Source organism: Janibacter sp. LM (assembly GCF_039631275.1).
Classification (GTDB): Bacteria; Actinomycetota; Actinomycetes; order Actinomycetales; family Dermatophilaceae; genus Janibacter; species Janibacter terrae.
In genome coordinates, this window is sequence record NZ_JBDIVG010000011.1 from 193,867 (window position 1) to 212,354 (window position 18,488).

An 18,488-nucleotide genomic window follows, 5' to 3' on the forward strand; every position below is an offset into this window, starting at 1 on the left:
ATTCCCGCCCTTCACCCAGCGCTCACCCGGCGCTCACCCGGCGCCCGGGCGCTGCTCGCTCCTGCTGAAGGGCGACTCGGGCCGCTCGAGCAGGACCCCGTCGACGCGCAGGTCGACGAGCTCGTTGTAGAAGCAGACCCGCCCCTGGACCGCTTCGACGGCTCGCAGGGGGGAGGAGTAGGACCAGGCGATGTCGGCGAGCTCGGGCGGGCCCGGCCACGTCCAGTACCCGTCCGCCGTGCCCTTGTAGGGGCACGCCGAGGTGGTGTCGGTCGCAACGAGCAGGTCCAGCCGCACGTCCTCGCGCGGGAGGTAGTACCGCGTCGGCAGGTCGGTCTCGAGCAGGAGCACGGGCGCGTCGCTCACCGCGAGCACCTGGTCGCCCACGCTCACCTCGACGTGCCGGGAGCTGCGCAGGGTCTCCACCCGCTTGTGCGGGTCGCGTGGGTGCAGGCCGACGCTCTCGTCCTCCTCGGTCCACGACAGGCGGCCGGGCTCCCACGTGAGGACGACCCGGCCCGGCAGGTCGGCGAGTCGCCACGCGCCGCGCGGGACGACCTCGTCGCCTGCGACGACGTCGAACCACTCGTCGACCCGTGCGTGCGGACCGAAGAACCACTCGCCCGGGTAGCCGGCATCGCGGTCCGCTGCCGGTCGCAGGACCCCCTGCGCGATCTCGTCGGAGGCGAAGCCGTATACCGGCGGGAAACCCGGCTGCCACACGAGGAGGGGGTCCCGGGACTCGACGAGGACGACGTCACCCAGCCGGCCGCGAACCCGCTTGTCGATCCACTCCGTGCTCAGCTCATCGCTCATCCACCGAGTTTGGCACCGAAGGGTGGACTCGGCCCCGCTCTTGCCACCCTGAAGGCCCAGGCGTACGCTTATCTGTACAGGAGGTCACCATGAAGACCATGAGCTACACGGAGTCCCGGGCGCGCTACGCACAGGTCCTTGACGGGGTCGTCAACGACCGCGAGGAGGTCGTCATCACGCGCGCCGGGCATGACCCCGTCGTGATCGTCTCCCTGGACGACTACGAGTCCCTCCGCGAGACGGCGTACCTCATGCGATCGCCCCGCAACGCGCGCCGGCTGCTCGATGCCATGGAGCGTCTCGAGAGCGGTCGGGGCGGGCCCCACGAGCTCATCGAGGAGTGAGTTGCTCCTCGTCTGGGACGAGCATGCGTGGGAGGACTACGTGTGGTGGCAACGCCAGGACCGCAAGGTCCTCAAGCGCATCAACACCTTGCTGACGGACATCCAACGCAATGGCAACGACGGCATCGGCAAACCTGAGGCACTCAAGCACGACTTCGCCGGGTACTGGTCTCGTCGCATGACCGATGAGCATCGGCTCGTCTACAAGGTCGTCGACGACGAGATCCGTATCGCCGCCTGCCGGTACCACTACGGCTGACTCGACCGGTCCAGGCCTCGCGACCACCCTCGCCCGCACGCACCTCGCCCATCAGACCGCGACGTACACCGTGTTGCTCGACGTGCCGCCCGTGAGGAAGTTGTCGAACTCCACGACGTGCGCCTCCACCCGGTCGAAGACCCGCTCGAGCAGCGCGCAGAACCCGTCGTCCGGCGGGTCGTCGGACCAGAGCGCGAAGACCCCGTCGGGACGCAGGTGACGCTTCAGGCGGCGCAGCCCGTCCTCCGTGTAGAAGGGGGCGTGGTCGGGGTGGAGCAGGTGGTGCGGCGTGTGGTCGATGTCGAGCAGCACCACGTCGAAGGTCCTGCCCGGCGTCTCGACGTCGAAGCCCGCGTCGGACGCCGCGAGCTCGAAGAAGTTGGCCAGCTGCAGCCGGGTGCGCGGGTCCCGGACCAGCGCAGCGGCGTCGGGCAGCAGCTCGCGCTCGTGCCAGTCGATGACCTCCGGCATGGCGTCGACGACGATCATCGAGCGCACCCGCTCGTCCTCGAGCGCGGCGCGGGCGGTGCACCCGAGCCCCAGGCCGCCGACGACGACGGCGAGGTGCTCCCCCTTCGCCTGCGCCAGACCGAGCCGGGCGAGCTCGATCTCGGCGGCCGTGAAGAGGCTCGACATGAGGAACTCGTCGCCGAGCTTGACCTCGTAGACGTCGACCTCGAGCGTCGGCTCGACCCGACGTCGCAGGCTGATCTCGCCGCGGGGCGTCTCGCTCCAGGCGAGCTCCTCGAATCGTCGCATCGCCCCAGTCTGCCCTGCGGCGCTCAGCGCGAGGTCCGTCCGTAGAAGATCTCGGAGGTCAGGTCGGACAGGCGCATGTCGGGACGTACGCCGTAGGTGAGGACCGAGTTGATCCTCGGACGGCTGCCCTCGACGGGGGTGACGCGGTGCAGCGCGTGCTCCCCGCGGAAGAAGGCGAGCGACCCCGGCGCGGCGGGCAGCACCTGGAGGCCACCTTCGTCCCCGTCGAGGACGCGCCGCACGCCGTCGTGGCTGTCGTCGTCCTCGCTGCGCAGCCCCGGCACGTAGACGAACTCGCCTCCGCGCTCGGCCGGCTGGTACATGACCGTGACCGAGAACTCGGAGTTGTCGAAGTGCCACCCGAGCTCCTCGCCCGGGTGGAAGGCCGTGACCTGGAAGGCGTCGAGCGGGTCGGCGGAGCGGTACAGCGCGTCCTTGCCGAGGACGGTGGCGATGAAGTCCGTGAGCTCGTCCGACTCGTAGAGGCGCCGCACCGGCGCCTCCGCGGGGATGCGGTCGTAGGCGTAGCCGTGCTTGGCCGAGCGGACCTGCCGGCGAAGGGGGTGACCCGGGTCGAGCGTCTCGTCCGGCTCGGTGAAGTACACGGTGTGGGGACGGTCCGTGGCCCAGGCCTCGTCCGCGACCTGCTCCGCGACCTCGACCATTCGGGCGACGGCCTCGGGCCGGATGAAGCCGGGCAGGTTGCACACGCCCGCGGCGTCGAGCTCGGCCCGGCAGCGCCGCACCAGGTCCTGCCCATCCGCCGACCCGAGCTCGTGGATCGGGTAGCGCTCGAGGTCCACGACGTCGGCGTGGGTGGGAGTCATCGTCGGCCCCTTCCATGGCGGTCGGACCATCCTGCCGCACGACGGGAGTAGCGTGTCCGCCCGTGGGCCAGGCCGCGACCAACACTCACCTGCTCAACCGTCTGGTGGCGAACCCCGCCCGGACGGTCATGCTCGGCTTCGCCGTGACGATCGCCGTCGGCACGTTGGTCCTGATGACCCCCTTCGCCTCGCAGTCCCGCGAGGCCACCGACCCACTCACCGCGCTCTTCACCGCGACCTCCGCGACCTGCGTCACCGGTCTGGTCACGGTCGACACGGCGACGCACTGGTCGACCTTCGGTGAGATCGTCGTCCTCGCGCTCATCCAGCTCGGGGGTCTCGGGGTGATGTCCGCCGCCACGCTGCTCGTCATGCTCATCGGTCGTCGACTGAGCGCTCCCGCCACCGTCCTCACCGGCGCGGAGGCGCGCTCCATGTCCGACCGCAGCCCGGCCCAGGTGCTCGTCGGCGTCCTGCGGTTCACGCTCACGGTCGAGGTGGCCACCGCGGCGGTCCTCGCCGTCAGGCTGCGCATCGCGTACCACGAGGACTGGGCCACGGCGCTCTACTCGGGGGTCTTCCACGCGGTCTCGGCCTTCAACAACGCCGGCTTCGGCCTGCACGTCGACAGTGCCGTCTCCTGGGCGCAGGACCCGTGGATGTGCCTCCCGCTCATGCTCTCGGTGATGATCGGCGGTCTCGGGTTCCCCGTCTGGTGGGAGATCCTCAAGCACCGAGGTCGTCGATCCCGACGGTGGACGACGCAGGCGACGATCACGATCTGGGGCTCCGTGGTCCTGTGGCTCGTCGGCACGGCGCTCCTCGCGGGCTTCGAGTGGGACAACGCCGACACGCTCGGGCCGATGGGCACGGGCGGCAAGATCCTCAGCGCCGGGTTCCAGTCGGTCGTCGCCCGCACCGCCGGGTTCAACAGCGTCGATGTCGGTGCGCTGCACCAGGAGAGCCTGCTCCTCCTCGACGGCCTGATGTTCGTCGGTGGCGGGAGCGCGGGCACCGCGGGCGGCATCAAGATCACGACCTTCGCCCTGCTCGGCTTCGTCATCTGGGCCGAGCTGCGGGGAGAGCCGACCGTGCGCGTCCTGCGGCGACGCGTACCGCAGGACAACATCCGCCAGGCGCTCACCGTCGCGCTGCTCGGCGTCGGCCTGGTCGTCGCCGGCACGGCGGCGCTGCTCGTCGTCACGCCCTTCAGGCTCGACGTCGTGCTCTTCGAGGTGATCTCGGCCTTCGCGACGGTCGGGATGTCCACCGGCATCACGGCCGACATCCCACCGGTGGGCCAGCTGGTGCTCATCGGACTCATGTTCCTCGGGCGCCTCGGCCCGATCACGCTCGGCGCCGCCCTGGCGCTGCGCAACCGACCCCGGCGCTACGAGGTGCCGGAGGAGAGGGTCCTCATTGGCTAGGCACGACGTCGTCGTCATCGGGCTCGGCCGCTTCGGCGCGGCGCTCGCCCTTCGGCTCGAGGACGAAGGGAGGCACGTGCTCGGCGTCGACGTCGACGAGCGTGTCGTCGCCTCCCTGGCCGAGGAGCTGCGTGATCTCGCGATCGCGGAGGCCCGCGACGAGGAGACGCTGCGGCAGCTCGGCGTCGGCGCGGAGACCCTCGTCGTCCTCGGGATGACCAATGTCGCGGCCTCGCTGATGACGGCCACCGCGCTCAACGAGCTGGGCGTGCGCGAGGTCTGGGCCAAGGCCGGCTCGCGGCAGCACGTCGAGGCCCTGCGCAGGCTCGGCGTCGCCCGGATCATCCAGCCCGAGCGCGAGGCCGGGTTGTCGATGGCGGAGGAGATCCTGCGTCGGTGACCGGGGGTTGACCGCCGTCGCGACGGAGGGCCCACCGGGTGGTCACCACCGCCATCCGTGAGGAGCGTCGAGGGCATGGCGACGACGACCGCGACCACCGCACCGACGACGACCCGCTGGGCCGAGCGGCCACCGCAGGACTGGGCCGTGCTCGCCGCCTGGGGCACACTGCTCGCGAGCCTGGCGAGCGCACTCTGGCGGCTGCTGATGATCGGCGGCGCCCTGCCCGGCACGGATGAGCTGCGCCGGCTGCACGAGGGGAGGTCGGGTACGTCCTCGGGCTCTCGATCACCCAGGTCCTGTGCGGCGTCCTCGTCGTGGGGCTCGTGCGGCCGTGGGGCGAACGCTGCGTCGGGGTCGCGATCCACCGCTCGGTGCCGGTCGCCCTCGGCGCCCTCGGCGGTCTGGCGATGACCTACCTCTTCACGATCTCGATGGCCCTCGGGCTGCTCGCCGGCCGCCGTCCCGACGAGGGCACGGTGCACGACGGCGCCCTCGTGCTCATGGTCGTCGCGTACGCCCCGATGCTGCTCTTCGGGCCGCTCACGCTCGTCGCGACCGCGGGCTACGCGCTGCGGCGGCGCGGCTGACCCGTCGTCCCGGGATGCAGGTCGGCCAGTCGTCGGGCCTCGCTCTCGCGGGCCGTCCTCGTCACGAAGCTCTCGCGACGGGTGAGCACCGAGACGGTGGCGACGCCGAGGACGAGGAGCCCGAGCGCCCCGGGGACCAGAGCGGCGAGCGCCCGCCCGGTGGAGTCCGTCGACGCGCCGCCCAGGGCCAGGCGCGGGGGCAGGAGACCCGCGTCGTCCCTCAGCACCGCGACACGGGACCCCGCCCTCGGGACGACGTAGCCCGGGTACGGTCCATCAGTCATCCCGGTGGAGTACCCCCGCTCCCGGGTCCCGTCCTCGAGCTCGAAGAGGACCGACGGCGGTTGGTTGCCGCGAGGGTGCGCCTCGACGACGGTCGCGCTCGTGCGCTCCGAGCCCAGGGGGCCGTAGCCGGCGACCACGCCCAGGTAGACGAACCCGGGCGCGGCGACGAGCGCGAGGAAGCAGAGGCCGATCACGACGGGGTGCCACCGGTGGCTCACCTGCAGCAGCAACGCGACCATGAGGACGAACCACATGACGATCAGCACGACGGCGAGCGGGTTCACGCTGAAGATCCCAGCATCGAGCCCGGGGAAGACCAGCGCCGCGCTCGCCCCCACCAAAGCCGCCCACGTGAGCGCCACGAGCACGACGCGGCTGCGCAGCCGCATCCCGTCGACGTGGGGGAGGTCGACGGGGTCGCTGGAGGTCATGCGTCGATCATGCCGCCCCGTGGCGGTCTGCGCCGACGCACGGCGCCGCTCCCCCCGGGTGACAATGGCCCCCGTGACCGTGCTGATCCGACCCCGCCGTGACGACGACCTCCCAGCCCTCGGGCGTGCGCTCGTCGAGCAGCAGGCGGCGTCCGGCTACCCGCACCGCCGACCGCTGCCGATGCCGCCGGAGGACTTCATCGCCCGGTCCGGCACGCTCTCAACCTGGACCGCCGAGGTCGACGGCGCACCGGTCGGCCACGCCGCGGTCCTCCCCGTGCGCGTCGACGGCCACGAGCCCGAGCTCGCCCGGCTCTGGAGCGACGGCCACGGCCTGCCCGCCGAGCGGCTCGGCGAGATCGGCGTGTACTTCACCTCCAGCGCCGCGCGCGGCACCGGCGTCGGGGCCGCGCTGATGCGCACCGCCCTGGCCGACCTCGACGAGCGCGGGCTCGCGCCGTGCCTCGACGTCGTCTCCAGCGGTGCGGCCGTCGACTACTACCGCCGCCGGGGGTGGGTCGAGGTCGGCGCCACCCGCCCGTCCTGGCTCGCGGACGACGCCGCCGACGTCATCGCGATGATCCTGCCGGCGGCCCGGGACGACGCAGGCACGCCACGACCCCTCGGGGGTACTCGCGCACCTCGGTGAGCACGAGGCCGTCGGGCAGCTCGATCGCGTGGGCCTGCTCCGCGGTGCCGAGCTGCAGCAGCGCCGCGCCGTCGGCGTGGAGGTGTGCGGCGATGACCTCGACGCACTGCCGGGCGATGTCGAGCCCGTCGGCACCACCGTCGATGGCCCCGGGTGGGTCCTGGGGATAGGTGCCGATCGACGCGTGCGGCACCCAGGGAGGGTCGGCGACGACGAGCGGGTAGACCTCACCGGGGGCGACCACCTCGGACAGGTCGCCGCAGCGCACCTCGACGCGATCGGCCATGCCGACGCGCCCGGCGTTGGCCCGGATCGTCTCCGCCGCGACCTCCTCGCGGTCCACGGCGACGAGCACCCGGGCGGAGCCGCGCACCGCCGCCAGACCGATGTGGCCGGCTCCCGAGCACAGCTCGAGGACGGAGCCCTCGGGCAGGTGCGGCAGCAGCTCAGCCGCCCAGTCGGACTGGGCCCGGGTCCACTCGCGGGGCTCGAGCAGCCGCTCGTCCGTCTCGAGATCCATCCCGGCGAAGGCGAACGCGGTGCGCGCCATCAGCGACCTCCCTTCGCCGCGACGACCTTGTGCGTGCCGTCGCACCACGGCGCCCGGCCACTCATGCCGCAGGCGCACACGGCGACGACCGGCCGGGTGACCTCGTGCTCGACGCCGGAGGCATCCCGCACGACCTCGGCCCCCCGCACGAGGAGCGGCCCGCCGGGGCAGCGCTCCACGGACACCTCGGCCCGCGCGGGCCTCACGCCGAGACCTCGGCGACGCTGCCGGCGCGCCACAGCTCCAGCTGCTCGCGCGCCGCGAGCGCGTCGAGCTCCAGGCACGCCGCGACGCCGAAGAGCACGTCCTCACGCAGCTCCGGCTCCGCGTCGACGAGCGGCACGCAGATGCTGCGGATGGCCAGCTGCTCGTGCACGGCGTCCGCCTCCACGTGCTCGTCGTAGTACGCCTCGACCTCGTCGGGCAGGCCGAGGCGCCGGGCGCCGGCGGCGATGCGACGGCAGGGCACGGAGCTCGTGGACTCGAAGGCCGCGAGGTGGCCCATCGCTGCCCCACGCCAGCGCCGGGAGAGGCCGAGCACGAGCATCGTGGTGTTGACGGCCAGGGTGCTCGCGCGGGCCTCGTCGAGGTACGCGCCGTAGGTGGGGTCCAGGCCGCAGGCCTGCAGCGCCTGCGCGAAGAGCAACGAGTGCAGACGTGCCGGGCGCCCGGAGCCGAACTCGTCGTACTGCAGCTCGGCGAGCGCGACCTTGGCCGGCCCGTCCAGCCGCGGCACGACGAAGGCGTGCGGGTCCGACTCGGCCAGGTGGTAGATGCTGCGCTGCCGCAGGAACTCGTGGACCTGGTCGACGTCGGCCCGACGTGCCAGGAAGTCCGCGAGCGAGGGCCCGTCGTCGTCGGCGAGCAGGGCGGCGATCTGGTCCGCGAGGTCGGCACCGTCGTCGACGCGCGCGAGCCGCTCTCGGGTGAGCTCCCGCAGGGCCGCCAGGTGGGCGTCCTCGAGACCGCGCCGCAGCCGCAGGACCTCGGGGTCACCTTCCAGGCACGGGTCGACGCCCTCGAGACCGCGGTGGTGCAGCTCGAGCAGCAACCACAGCGCCAGCTGCACGTCGTCGTCCCCCAAGACGTCCACCCCGGCGCTGCCAGGCGCCGGACCGGGGCCGGCCGGACGGCCCTGCAGGACCCCCAGCACGTGCTCGCTCACCGGGCCGCGCGGCCCGGGCAGGGGTGCGCTCACTCGGTGTCCCTGCCCACGCCGTGGTCGACGGACTCGTCGACGTCGCCGTGCTCGGGGGAGACCTCGGCCTCCTTCGCCGACTGGTCCTCCTGCGGGGCGTCGGCCGACGGCGGGACCCCTTCGCTCTGCTGGTAGGCCTCGTCCACGTCGGTGTCGCGCAGGTTGCTCGTCTCCGAGACCTGACCGCCCTCGTCGCCGCCGTCCGCTTGCTGGCTCATGGCGCACTCCTCTCGCTGGTTGCCGCTCCCCTACCCGCCCCGCGGCGACCCATTCCTGCGGGACCGGGCGGGTCGTAGGGTACCGCCATGAGCCGCCACGTCCTCGTCACCGGAGCCTCCCGCGGCATCGGCCGTGCGGTGGCGCAGGCCTTCGCGGAGCAGGGTGATCGGGTCGCGGTCCACGTGCGCTCCGCGGTGGACGAAGGGGAGGCCACCCGCGCCTCCCTCCCGGGCACCGGCCACGCCCTGCTCGTCGCGGACCTCGGCGACGCGGCCGAGGCGGGAGCGCTGCCGGCGCAGGCCGAGGAGGCTCTCGGCGGACCGGTCACCGTGCTCGTCAACAACGCGGGCATCGCCACCGACGCCGGGCTCGCGCACCCACCCGCGACGACGGACCCCGCGGCCTGGCGGCAGCGTTGGGAGGCCTACCTGCGCATCAACACGCTCGGCACCGCGATCGTCACGCACGCGATGACCTCCCGGCTCGTCGAGCTCGGGCTGCCGGGCCGGGTGATCTCCATCGGGACGCGGGGGGTGCACAAGGGCGAGCCCGAGTTCCCCGCGTACGCCGCGAGCAAGGCCGCGCTGCACGCGATGGACGCCTCGCTCGCCGTGGCCCTGGCGCCGCACGACATCGCGGTCGCGACCGTCGCACCCGGGTTCGTCGAGACCGAACGGGTCGCGGACCGACTCGCCTCCCCGGCCGGGGACGAGATCCGGGCGGGCTCCCCCTTCGGTCGTGTCGGTCGTCCCGAGGAGGTCGCCTCCGCGGTGCTCTGGCTCGCCTCGCCGGAGGCGGTCTGGGCGTCCGGCGCGACGCTCGACCTCAACGGCGCCTCCCACCTGCGGCCATGACGCGCTACGTCGCGCTGCTCCGCGGGATCGCCCCCTCGCTGCCCAACAACTCCAACGCCCAGCTGCGCGCCGTCGTCGAGCGCCTCGGGCACGCGCGCGTAGAGTCGGTGCTGGCGAGCGGCAACATCCTCTTCCGCAGCGAGCAGGCCGACGTGCCCGAGCTCGAGCGGACGATCCAGCAGGCGCTCGTCGACGACCTCGGCATCGGCGGCGGGACGATCGTCCGCGAGCTCGGCGAGCTGCAGGCGCTCCTGGCGCGCGACCCCTTCGACGGGCTGGTGCACGGCCGCGGGACCTACCTCGTCGCGACCTTCCTCAAGGACGGGCACGAGCCCCCGAGCACGATCCCGGACGACCCGGACCCGCTCGTGCGGGTCGTCGGCTTCGACGAGGAGGCGCGCGCCTTCCTGGCCGTCATCGACAACGGGGACCCGGGGCGGACCCCGGACTTCATGCGCTGGCTCGACCGGACCTACGGCAAGGACATCACCACCCGCACCTGGCTCACGGTCCAGCGCATCGTCACCCGACTCGCCGCGCCCTGATCCCCCTTCGTCCCGCGCGCCCCATGACCGCCGGTCTGCATTCCCCTAGGGCAATGCAGACGAACGGTCGCGGCCGGTGCGAGGATCTGCGGGTGCCGGTGGGGGCGCTGGCCTGGCCCACCCCCTTCGCTCCGTGACGACGCGCCTGAGCCCGACCGGCCGCGTCCCTCCCACCGTCTGATCCGCAGCGCGAAGGGGACCGCCCTCGCTTTGCCAGCTATGTACTACACCCAGTAGTATTTGAAGTGTCATCCTCCGCGATGGACGCGCCGCAGGCTCCCTGCCACACCTCCTTCTCGGGACCCCTCGAACGACCCAGAAAGGCACTCCGCCATGCGCAGCAGCCGCACCATGAGCACCCTCCTGATGATCCTCGGCGCCGTCTTCATCATCGCCGGTGCAGGCACGTACGTGATGACGAGCCAGGAGCTGAGCAACGCCAACATCACCGCCGCGGACGACGCCGCCTTCCTCGCAGGCGACGACGTGAACGGCCCGTTCTCCGCCTACGCCCAGGCCCAGATCATCGACAAGCACGCCCTGGCCCTGACCGAGGGCAAGACCTACGCCGAGCTCGGCCGTGAGGACCCGCTGCGCGAGGTCGCGATGTCCGCCTCCTTCCTGCGGGCCTCCCTCTTCACCTCGGTCGTCGCCTTCGGTGTCGCCACGATGGCCATGGGTGTGGGCCTCGGGATGATCTTCGGTGGCCTGGGCCTGCGCGGCCGCGCCACCGAGGCGCCCACGGTCGCCTGACCCGACCAGCGCACCCTGCGAAGGGCCGGCCCCCACCCCGGGGCCGGCCCTTCCGCGTCCCCGCTCGTGCGAGGCTCGGTGCATGACCGACCTCGACCTGCCGGCCATCGGTGCGGGGCTCCCCTTCGCCGAGGCGCTGGGTGACCTGCGCGCAGCGGTCGAGGAGCGCGGGGTCGCCGTCGTCCAGGCCCCACCCGGCTCCGGCAAGACCACCCTCGCACCGCCGCTCGTAGCCACCCACGTCACCGGTCGCGTCGTCGTCACCGGCCCGCGCCGGGTGACCGTGCGCTCGGCCGCCCGGCGCCTCGCCCACCTCACCGGCACACCGCTCGGGGGGCTGGTCGGCTACACCGTCCGCGGCGAGCGCCACGTGCAGGCCGGGACGAGGATCGAGTTCGTCACGCCGGGTGTCCTCCTCCGCCGGCTCCTCGCCGACCCCGAGCTGACCGGAACCGCCGCGGTCGTCCTCGACGAGGTCCACGAGCGAGGGCTCGAGGGCGACCTGCTGCTCGGGATGCTCGCCGAGGTCCGTCAGCTGCGGGAGCTGCCGCTCGTCGCGATGTCGGCGACCCTCGACGCGCCGGCCATCGCCCGCCTGCTCGACGACGCCCCGGTCGTCGACAGCGAGGGTGCCCTCCACCCGCTCGACGTCGTGTGGGCGCCCGCCACCGGCCCCCGGACCGACGCGCGCGGGGTGACGCGGGAGTTCCTCGACCACGTCGCCGCGGCGACCGCCCACCACCATGACGAAGGGGGCGACACCCTCGTCTTCGTCCCGGGCGTCCGCGAGGTCGACCGGGTCGTCGAGCAGGTGCGCGGCCTCGTCCCGGGGGCCGAGGTCCTGCCCCTCCACGGTCGTCTCGCCCCCCGCGAGCAGGACCGGGCGACTGGGGAGGGTCAGGGTGATTCGTCGCGAATCATCGTCTCCACGGACCTCGCCGAGTCCTCGCTCACCGTGCCCGGCGTGCGGCTCGTCGTCGACGCGTGCCTGTCGCGCGAGCCCCGTCGCGACGCGGCCCGTGACATGTCCGGCCTCGTCACGGTGCAGGCCTCTCGGGCGTCGATGACCCAGCGCGCGGGTCGGGCCGCGCGGCTCGGCCCGGGGCGCGCCGTCCGGCTGATCGAGGCGTCGGCGTGGTCGCGGGCGCCCGAGCACGTCACGCCCCAGATCACGACGGCCGACCTCGCCGGCCCCGCGCTCACCCTCGCGGCATGGGGGTCACCCCGGGCGGAGGGCCTGCCGCTCCTCACGCCCCCACCGGCCACCGCGATCACCGCCGCCGAGGCCACCCTGCGCGGCCTCGGTCTCGTCGACGACGACGGCCGGATCACGCCGGACGGGGAGGCTGCGGCCCGCGTCCCGGCCGACCCGCGCCTGGCCCGGGCGCTGCTCGACGGCGCCCGGCTCGTGGGGACGACCGCTGCGGCCGAGGTCGTCGCCGCCCTCTCCGACGACCTGCGCAGCGAGGACGGCGACCTGGACCGCCTCGTCGCGGAGCTGCGCTCGGGGCGCGCCCGCGAGCCCGGTCGCTGGCGGAGGGAGGTCGAGCGGCTGACCCGTCTCGCCCCCTCCGGAGGCGGGGAGACCACGTCCGACGCCGTCGGGCTCGTCGCGGCGCTCGCCCACCCCGGCCGCATCGCCCGCCGGGTGGGTGACGGGCCGACCTACCTGCTCGCCTCCGGGACGCGCGCCGCGCTGCCGGCGGGGAGCCCACTTCGTCATCACGAGTGGATCGTCGTCGCCGACGTGGCCCGCGCCGACGGCCGGGTCGCGGCAGGGACCGGCGCCGTCATCCGCCTCGCCGCCGGGCTCGCCCGCGACGAGGCCGAGACCGCCGGGGCAGGGCTGCGCGTCCGCGAGGTCCGCGCCGACCTGGGCGAAGGGAGGGTCACCGCCCGCGAGGTCGACGCCATCGGGGCCATCGAGCTCAGCTCCACCCCCGTCCGCGCCGACGCAGCGACCGGCGCCCGGGCCGTGGCGCGCGCCCTGACCACGCAGGGTCTCGGCCTGCTCACCTGGTCCCCGTCGGCCGATGCGCTGCGACGACGCCTCTCCTCCCTGCACCACCACCTCGGCGACCCGTGGCCGGACGTGTCCGACGACGCCCTGACGTCCCGCATCGAGGAGTGGCTCGGCCCCGAGCTGCACCGCATCGCCGGGGGGACGCCGATCGGACGGATCGACCTGACCGACCCGCTCCGGCGGCTGCTGCCCTGGCCCGAGGCGGCCCGGCTGGACGAGCTCGCCCCCGAGCGCCTCGCCGTCCCCAGCGGGTCGACCGCCGCCGTCACCTGGCCGCCGCACGACGAGGCCGCTGCCGCACCGGTGCTCGCGGTCAAGCTGCAGGAGTGCTTCGGGCTGGCCGAGACGCCGCGGCTGGTCGACGGGCGCGTGCCCGTGCTCTTCCACCTGCTCTCACCGGCCCGGCGCCCGCTCGCCGTGACCGACGACCTCGCGAGCTTCTGGTCCGGCCCGTACGCCCAGGTGCGTGCGGAGATGCGCGGCCGCTACCCCAGGCACCCGTGGCCGGAGGACCCGTGGACCGCTCCGGCGACCGCGCGGACGAAGGGCCGCGAGCACAAGAGGTAGTGCTGGTGCATCTCGTGGCAGATCTGACCGCCTCGTGCACCAGGACGACCCTTCGTGCACGCGATCACAACTCCGCTCCCCCGCCCGGTGGGTCAGCCCAGCAAGGTCCGCAGCACCCGGCGGTAGCCGGGGGCCGCCACGCGGGCGGCGAGCCACTCCAGGCGACGCAGCGGCCGGGGCAGCCACGGCAGTGCCACCCGCTGGCGCCAGGTGATCCGCGTGCCGCCCGACCCTGCAGGAACGACGTCCACCTCGATGCGCCCGCCGAGCAACCGGCCGGTCTTCACGACCACCGCACGCCCGGGCTCGGCGACCGTGGGTGGGCGCCACTCCTCGATCCGCATCGTGTCGTCGAAACCGAGCCGACCGAGCGCGGTGCGGCCGGTGAACCCGGCCCCCACCGCTAGGGCGGTCGCCGGCGGGTCGAGCGCGACGCGGGTGAAGGGGATGACCGTCGTGTGGCGGTCGAGGTCCCAGATCCGGTCCCATGCGACCGCGGGCGCCAGGTCGGTCTCGACCCTCGCGACGAATTCGCTCATGGGAGCAACCCCTTGAGGTAGGCGGCCTGGCCGATGTGCTGGGTGTCGTCGTCGATGACGCTCACCAGGCGCACCCCGAGGGTCACCGGCGGGTCCCAGCGCGTGTCGACGACCCGGTCGAGGTCTGCCTCGGTGAGGCCCCCGACCCAGGCGCGGGTCTGGTGGTGGACGGCCTCGACGTAGCGGGCGAGCAGCTCCGCGGGGGCGCGCACCTCGGCGACCTGGGCGGACGTGTGCCCGTAGCCGGTGTCGTCCTCGTCGAGGTCGAGATCGAAGAACTCGATGAATCCCCGTGCAGCCCAGACCTGCTGGAGCCCGGCAGCATCGGCGAGGTGGTCGTCCTGGACCCGCATGGCGTGCCACACGAGCCACGCGATGGAGTTGGCGTCCGGCGTGATGCGGTGCGCGAGCTGGTCCTCCGTGAGCCCGTCGAGGACGGAGAGGGCGCCGTCGTGCACCCGCCCGAAGGAGTCGAGGAGCAGCTCCGCGGGCGTCATCAGATGGCGCAGCCGTCGGGGCCGCACGCCTCCGCGTCGCTCGACCCGTCGACGACCTGCAGGGCGGGGGCCCGCTCGGCGAGCGCCGTGTCGATGGCCTGACGGAAGACCTCCGGCGGCTGCGCCCCGGAGACCGCGTACTTCATGTCCAGGACGACGAAGGGGACGCCCGTCACCCCGATCTGCCGGGCCATGTCGATGTCGGACGCGACGGCAGCCTGGTACCGGCGGTCCTCGAGGGCCGCGCGGATCTCCCCTTCGTCCAGCCCGGCGCCGACACCGACCCGCACGAGCTGGTCGACGTCGCCGATGTCCATGCCGTGCTCGAAGTGCCCGGAGAGCAGCGCCTCCTTGACTGCGTCGGCGAGGCCGCGCTCCTTGGCCAGGTGCAGCAGCTCGTGGGCGCGTGCGGAGTTGGCGACGACCAGCGTGTCGAAGTCGTAGGCCAGACCCTCACCGGCCGCCTGCTCGGTGACGTGGCCGAACATCTGCCGGACCTGCTCGACCGGCATGCCCTTGCGAGAGGCGAGGTACTCGACCTCGGTCCCTTCGTAGTGCTCCGGCAGCGTCGGGTCGAGCTGGTAGCTGTGCCAGGTCACCTCGATCTCGTCGCGCTGCGGGTGGTCGGCCAGTGCGGTCTCGAGGCGGCGCTTGCCGATGTAGCACCACGGGCAGGCGATGTCGGACCAGATGTCGATCTGCATGCCGGTGCCAACACCGCTGCGCGCGGGGATCATCCCGAGTGCGCGACGAGCGTCTCGCGGGCACGCAGCCACGGGATGACCGCGAGCGCCGAGACGAGGCCGCTCAGGGCGAAGGCCCACTGCCAGCCCCACAGGTCGGCGACCGCGCCGATGACCACGGGACCGCCGATGCCGCCGGCGTCCTGGCACATCTGGAAGGCCGCGAGCACCTTGCCCCCGGACCGGCCGTTGCCGACGACGTCGGCGACCGTGGCCTGCTGCGCGGGGTTGAGCAGGCCGGCCCCGACGCTCAGCACGGCGGTGAGCGCGAGGATCACGGCCAGGCTGCCCGCGAGGCCCATGGCGCCCATGCCCACGGCGCTCAGCGCCAGGCCGAGGATGATCGGACGACGGCGGCCGAGGCTGTCGGCGAGCCGTCCGGAGAACTGCAGGGTGATCGCGGTGGTGGCCGCGCCCACGGCGAGCGCCACGGCCGCGGCCCAGGTCTCACCCACGACCGCGACGGCGAAGAGCGGCAGGATCGCGACCCGCACCCCGAAGTTGGTCCAGCCGTTGGCGAAGGCGGAGACCATCGCGGAGCGGTACGCGCTGTCCTGCAGGGCCTCGCCGACGGTCATCGGGGGGACGGACGCGTGGGCCGGGTCGGCGCGAAGGGGGGTCCCCCGCAGCATGATCGCGACGAGGGCCGCGGCGATGAGCAGCGCGACGCCGTAGACGACGAAGGGGACACGCATCCCGAGCTCGCCGAGCGCGCCCCCGATGACCGGCCCGATGACCCCACCGATGAGGAAGGCGCTGCCGTACATCGAGGAGACCCGGCCGCGGATGAGCGGCGGCGCCATGCGCACGAGCAGGGCCATGGCCGAGACGGTGAACATCGTCGACCCGATGCCGCCGAGCGAGCGGAAGACGAGCAGCTGCCAGTAGGACTGCGCGAAGGCCGAGGCGCCCGTCGACAGCGCGACGATGACCAGGCCGATGATGTAGATCGGCCGCTCGCCCAGGCGGGTGACGAGCGCGCCGCCGGCCGGGGCGAAGAGCAGCCGGAAGAAGGCGAAGGCCGAGACGATGACCGAGGCCGCGGTGACCCCGACGTCGAAGCTCTGCGCGAACTGCGGCAGCACCGGGGTGATGAGCCCGAAGCCGACCGCGATGACGAAGGCAGCCGCGACCAGGACCTTGATCTCGACGGGTACGGCCGGGCGCTCCCGGAGGGTCTCGGCCGAGGGGTGGGTCACCCTGCGTACTGTGCCACCCCGGTCCGACGACGACCGGCACAGGCCTGGCCGACGGCCCAGGTCAGCAGGTAGCACACGACGAGCCCCGCGGTCATGAGCGCGGCGAACTGCAGGAGGAAGGGGTTGCCGAGCGGGTCGGCGAGCCGGTAGGCGATGACGTCGACGAGGCCACGGGGGTTGGTGAGCACGTCCCAGGAGTTGAACCGCGGGAAGCGCCCGAGGTAGATCCCGAGCGAGGACAGGGCGAGCGACCCGATCGCGAGCACCCAGCCCGCGAGGTGCCCGACCCGTGCGGCGACGACGTGGTGGACGAGGAGCAGGGAGGCCAGCCCGAGGAGCAGCCCGGTGCCGGCGAAGGCCCCGATGAGGAGCACGTCGAACCACAGCGGTGCGCCGGGGATCGCCCCGACGTGGATGAAGTCGGTGAGGATGTACGGCGCGTTGGGCAGGAAGAGCAGCCACACGACGCCGAGGCCGGCGAGGAGCCAGCCGGGCGAGCGCACCCGGTGCAGCGCGAGCAGCGCGAGCGCCAGGACGTACGGCACCCAGGCGAGGAAGAGGTTCCAGTGGAGGAAGGCGAAGACCGGGGCCCCGGTGCGCTCGGCGCGCACGTCCTGCAACCCGGCCGCCAGCACGGTGCCGGCGAGCAGGAGCGCGGTGAGCCCCGCGAGCCATCGTGCGGGGTGGGAGGACTGTGACATCCCACCGAGCCTAGGGGGCAGACCTTGGGACAACCTTGGGACAGACTGAGTGCCATGCCAGACCTCAAGGAGCAGCTGCACGGTCACCTCAGGGCCCAGCGCGCGGCGCTGCGCCTCAAGCTCGAGGGGGTCCCCGAGCGGGAGGCACGCCTGCCCCGGACCCCGACGGGCACCAACCTCCTCGGCCTCTACAAGCACGCGGCGGCCTGCGAGCTGGGCTACTTCGGCGAGACCTTCGGACGGCCGAGCGAGATCGTCCTGCCGTGGGAGCGGCCGGGCGTGGAGCCGGACGACAACGAGGACATGTTCGGCACCGAGGACGAGTCGCTGGCGGACGTGCTCGCGTGGTGCGAGTCCTGCTTCGCCCACGCGGACGCGACGATCGAGGCGCTCCCGCTCGACGCCGAGGGGACGGTGGCGTGGTGGCCGGCGGACCGCAACGCGGTCACGCTCGCGCAGGTCCTCGTCCACGTCGCCCTCGACGAGGCTCGCCACGCCGGGCACGCCGACATCCTGCGTGAGCAGCTCGACGGTCGCGTCGGTCTGCGCTCCGAGGGCAACAACCTGCCGGAGTGGGACGAAGGGGGCTGGCGCGCCTACGTCGAGCGCCTCACGCGCATCGCCGACCAGCACGCCTGAGAGGACCGGTCGTGGACCTGTCGGACGCCGTCGACGAGATCTACGGAGCCCCGCTCGCGGACTTCGTCGCGACGCGCACCCGGTGGGTCACCGCCGCGAAGGACGGTGGTGACGACGACCTGGCCCGGGAGATCAAGGCCCTGCGCAAGCCGACGGTCGCCGCGCACCTGCTCAACACCGTGGCCCGCGAGGAGCCGGCGGTCGTCGCCGCGCTGACCGACCTCGGCGAGCGCATGCGCACCGCCCAGTCGCAGGGCGACGGGGTGGCCCTGGCCGACCTGCGTCCCGAGCGGCGCGAGCGGATCGACGCGCTCGTGGCCGCGGCCGGGCGCGCCGCGAAGGAGCGGGGGGTGTCGTACGCGCCCGCCGCGCAGGAGGAGGTGTCGGCGACCGCCGTCGCGGTCCTCGCGGACGAGGGCAGCGGGCGGGCCCTGGCGTCGGGCCGGCTGCTGCGCCCGCTCTCCTACGCGGGCTTCGGCGAGGTGGAGCTCGACGACGCGGTGGCGACCCCCCTTCGCCTCGTGCCGCCGCTGCCCGACACGGAGACCGTCGCAGAGCCCGACGACGAGCCTCAGGACGACGAGCCCCAGGACGACGAGGCCGAGACCGTCGACCCCGAGCAGGAGGCAGCGGAGGCGGCCCGTCGGGAGGCCGCCGACGCGGCCCGGGGCCCG

At 73.4% G+C, this 18,488-nt stretch carries 24 protein-coding genes and 1 pseudogene; 12 read left to right on the forward strand and 13 right to left on the reverse strand.

Annotated elements, in window-relative coordinates; genetic code table 11:
• Nucleotides 1-33 precede the first annotated feature (33 nt).
• Nucleotides 34-816, reverse strand: coding sequence for a DUF427 domain-containing protein (locus ABC138_RS08000; RefSeq protein ID WP_345913219.1), 783 nt, complete (start codon nucleotides 814-816; stop codon nucleotides 34-36).
• Nucleotides 817-905: 89 nt separating this feature from the next.
• On the opposite strand from ABC138_RS08000, the gene ABC138_RS08005 reads away from it, so the two are divergent.
• Together ABC138_RS08005 and ABC138_RS08010 are read left to right on the forward strand one after the other, a co-directional pair.
• Nucleotides 906-1,160, forward strand: coding sequence for a type II toxin-antitoxin system prevent-host-death family antitoxin (locus ABC138_RS08005; protein ID WP_345913220.1), 255 nt, complete (start codon nucleotides 906-908; stop codon nucleotides 1,158-1,160).
• Between the two features lies 1 nt (nucleotide 1,161).
• Nucleotides 1,162-1,419 carry a Txe/YoeB family addiction module toxin gene (locus ABC138_RS08010; protein ID WP_345913221.1) on the forward strand — a complete coding sequence of 86 codons (258 nt, stop codon included), beginning with the start codon at nucleotides 1,162-1,164 and terminating at the stop codon, nucleotides 1,417-1,419.
• A gap of 51 nt (nucleotides 1,420-1,470) precedes the next feature.
• Here ABC138_RS08010 and ABC138_RS08015 read toward each other — a convergent pair whose 3' ends face one another.
• The gene (locus ABC138_RS08015) at nucleotides 1,471-2,178 is read right to left on the reverse strand and encodes a spermidine synthase (protein WP_345913222.1); all 708 of its coding nucleotides are present in this window, start codon (nucleotides 2,176-2,178) and stop codon (nucleotides 1,471-1,473) included.
• Nucleotides 2,179-2,201: 23 nt separating this feature from the next.
• Complete coding sequence (locus ABC138_RS08020) at nucleotides 2,202-3,005, reverse strand: hypothetical protein (protein ID WP_345913223.1); 804 nt, start codon at nucleotides 3,003-3,005, stop codon at nucleotides 2,202-2,204.
• A gap of 62 nt (nucleotides 3,006-3,067) precedes the next feature.
• Here ABC138_RS08020 and ABC138_RS08025 point away from each other — a divergent pair, with 62 nt between their 5' ends.
• The 3 genes from ABC138_RS08025 (at nucleotide 3,068) to ABC138_RS08035 (ending at nucleotide 5,422) form a co-directional block, all read left to right on the forward strand.
• Nucleotides 3,068-4,432 carry a potassium transporter TrkG gene (locus ABC138_RS08025; protein ID WP_338537412.1) on the forward strand — a complete coding sequence of 455 codons (1,365 nt, stop codon included), beginning with the start codon at nucleotides 3,068-3,070 and terminating at the stop codon, nucleotides 4,430-4,432.
• Complete coding sequence (locus ABC138_RS08030) at nucleotides 4,425-4,832, forward strand: NAD-binding protein (protein ID WP_068328541.1); 408 nt, start codon at nucleotides 4,425-4,427, stop codon at nucleotides 4,830-4,832. Before ABC138_RS08025 ends, ABC138_RS08030 begins: the two co-directional genes overlap by 8 nt.
• A 317-nt stretch (nucleotides 4,833-5,149) precedes the next feature.
• A complete protein-coding gene (locus ABC138_RS08035) occupies nucleotides 5,150-5,422 on the forward strand; it encodes a hypothetical protein (protein WP_345913227.1) in 273 nt (90 codons plus the stop codon).
• Here the strand turns inward: ABC138_RS08035 and ABC138_RS08040 are convergent.
• Complete coding sequence (locus tag ABC138_RS08040; RefSeq protein ID WP_338537410.1) at nucleotides 5,398-6,138, reverse strand: hypothetical protein; 741 nt, start codon at nucleotides 6,136-6,138, stop codon at nucleotides 5,398-5,400. The genes ABC138_RS08035 and ABC138_RS08040 overlap by 25 nt on opposite strands.
• A 73-nt stretch (nucleotides 6,139-6,211) precedes the next feature.
• Between ABC138_RS08040 and ABC138_RS08045 the strand changes: the two genes are divergently transcribed.
• Nucleotides 6,212-6,787 (forward strand): GNAT family N-acetyltransferase, encoded by a 576-nt coding sequence (locus ABC138_RS08045; protein ID WP_170307560.1) that lies wholly within the window; start codon nucleotides 6,212-6,214, stop codon nucleotides 6,785-6,787.
• On the opposite strand, the gene ABC138_RS08050 is transcribed toward ABC138_RS08045, so the two are convergent.
• The 4 genes from ABC138_RS08050 to ABC138_RS08065 are packed head-to-tail and all read right to left on the reverse strand — an operon-like array spanning nucleotide 6,708 to nucleotide 8,753.
• Complete coding sequence (locus ABC138_RS08050) at nucleotides 6,708-7,337, reverse strand: RsmD family RNA methyltransferase (protein ID WP_345913235.1); 630 nt, start codon at nucleotides 7,335-7,337, stop codon at nucleotides 6,708-6,710. The two genes, ABC138_RS08045 and ABC138_RS08050, sit on opposite strands and share 80 nt — an antisense overlap.
• Nucleotides 7,337-7,543, reverse strand: coding sequence for a CDGSH iron-sulfur domain-containing protein (locus tag ABC138_RS08055; protein WP_068328525.1), 207 nt, complete (start codon nucleotides 7,541-7,543; stop codon nucleotides 7,337-7,339). Before ABC138_RS08055 ends, ABC138_RS08050 begins: the two co-directional genes overlap by 1 nt.
• The gene (locus ABC138_RS08060) at nucleotides 7,540-8,535 is read right to left on the reverse strand and encodes an iron-containing redox enzyme family protein (protein WP_345913239.1); all 996 of its coding nucleotides are present in this window, start codon (nucleotides 8,533-8,535) and stop codon (nucleotides 7,540-7,542) included. Before ABC138_RS08060 ends, ABC138_RS08055 begins: the two co-directional genes overlap by 4 nt.
• A complete protein-coding gene (locus tag ABC138_RS08065) occupies nucleotides 8,532-8,753 on the reverse strand; it encodes a hypothetical protein (protein ID WP_068328521.1) in 222 nt (73 codons plus the stop codon). The genes ABC138_RS08060 and ABC138_RS08065 overlap by 4 nt, the downstream gene beginning before the upstream one ends.
• Before the next feature lie 87 nt (nucleotides 8,754-8,840).
• On the opposite strand from ABC138_RS08065, the gene ABC138_RS08070 reads away from it, so the two are divergent.
• The 4 genes from ABC138_RS08070 (at nucleotide 8,841) to hrpB (ending at nucleotide 13,496) form a co-directional block, all read left to right on the forward strand.
• Nucleotides 8,841-9,608, forward strand: a complete 768-nt coding sequence (locus ABC138_RS08070; RefSeq protein WP_068424094.1) for an SDR family oxidoreductase — start codon at nucleotides 8,841-8,843, stop codon at nucleotides 9,606-9,608.
• Complete coding sequence (locus tag ABC138_RS08075) at nucleotides 9,605-10,153, forward strand: DUF1697 domain-containing protein (protein ID WP_068424092.1); 549 nt, start codon at nucleotides 9,605-9,607, stop codon at nucleotides 10,151-10,153. Before ABC138_RS08070 ends, ABC138_RS08075 begins: the two co-directional genes overlap by 4 nt.
• Nucleotides 10,154-10,504: 351 nt before the next feature.
• The gene (locus tag ABC138_RS08080; RefSeq protein ID WP_345913244.1) at nucleotides 10,505-10,906 is read left to right on the forward strand and encodes an aromatic ring-opening dioxygenase LigA; all 402 of its coding nucleotides are present in this window, start codon (nucleotides 10,505-10,507) and stop codon (nucleotides 10,904-10,906) included.
• 82 nt (nucleotides 10,907-10,988) lie between these two features.
• Nucleotides 10,989-13,496, forward strand: coding sequence for an ATP-dependent helicase HrpB (gene hrpB / locus ABC138_RS08085; protein ID WP_345913246.1), 2,508 nt, complete (start codon nucleotides 10,989-10,991; stop codon nucleotides 13,494-13,496).
• A 92-nt stretch (nucleotides 13,497-13,588) separates the two neighbouring features.
• Here hrpB and ABC138_RS08090 read toward each other — a convergent pair whose 3' ends face one another.
• The 5 genes from ABC138_RS08090 to ABC138_RS08110 are packed head-to-tail and all read right to left on the reverse strand — an operon-like array spanning nucleotide 13,589 to nucleotide 17,175.
• A complete protein-coding gene (locus ABC138_RS08090; RefSeq protein WP_345913248.1) occupies nucleotides 13,589-14,035 on the reverse strand; it encodes a hypothetical protein in 447 nt (148 codons plus the stop codon).
• Nucleotides 14,032-14,532: a DinB family protein gene (locus ABC138_RS08095; protein WP_338537404.1), complete on the reverse strand. Its 501-nt coding sequence runs from the start codon at nucleotides 14,530-14,532 to the stop codon at nucleotides 14,032-14,034. Before ABC138_RS08095 ends, ABC138_RS08090 begins: the two co-directional genes overlap by 4 nt.
• The gene (locus tag ABC138_RS08100) at nucleotides 14,532-15,236 is read right to left on the reverse strand and encodes a DsbA family oxidoreductase (protein ID WP_338537403.1); all 705 of its coding nucleotides are present in this window, start codon (nucleotides 15,234-15,236) and stop codon (nucleotides 14,532-14,534) included. The genes ABC138_RS08095 and ABC138_RS08100 overlap by 1 nt, the downstream gene beginning before the upstream one ends.
• Nucleotides 15,237-15,265: 29 nt before the next feature.
• Nucleotides 15,266-16,474, reverse strand: a complete 1,209-nt coding sequence (locus ABC138_RS08105; protein WP_338537402.1) for an MFS transporter — start codon at nucleotides 16,472-16,474, stop codon at nucleotides 15,266-15,268.
• Nucleotides 16,471-17,175: a DUF1361 domain-containing protein gene (locus ABC138_RS08110; RefSeq protein ID WP_345913251.1), complete on the reverse strand. Its 705-nt coding sequence runs from the start codon at nucleotides 17,173-17,175 to the stop codon at nucleotides 16,471-16,473. Before ABC138_RS08110 ends, ABC138_RS08105 begins: the two co-directional genes overlap by 4 nt.
• A 54-nt stretch (nucleotides 17,176-17,229) precedes the next feature.
• Between ABC138_RS08110 and ABC138_RS08115 the strand changes: the two genes are divergently transcribed.
• On the forward strand, nucleotides 17,230-17,814 hold the full coding sequence (locus ABC138_RS08115) for a DinB family protein (RefSeq protein ID WP_345913254.1): 585 nt from the start codon (nucleotides 17,230-17,232) through the stop codon (nucleotides 17,812-17,814).
• An 11-nt stretch (nucleotides 17,815-17,825) separates the two neighbouring features.
• Nucleotides 17,826-18,488 (forward strand): annotated as a pseudogene (locus tag ABC138_RS08120) (hypothetical protein); the annotation flags it as partial.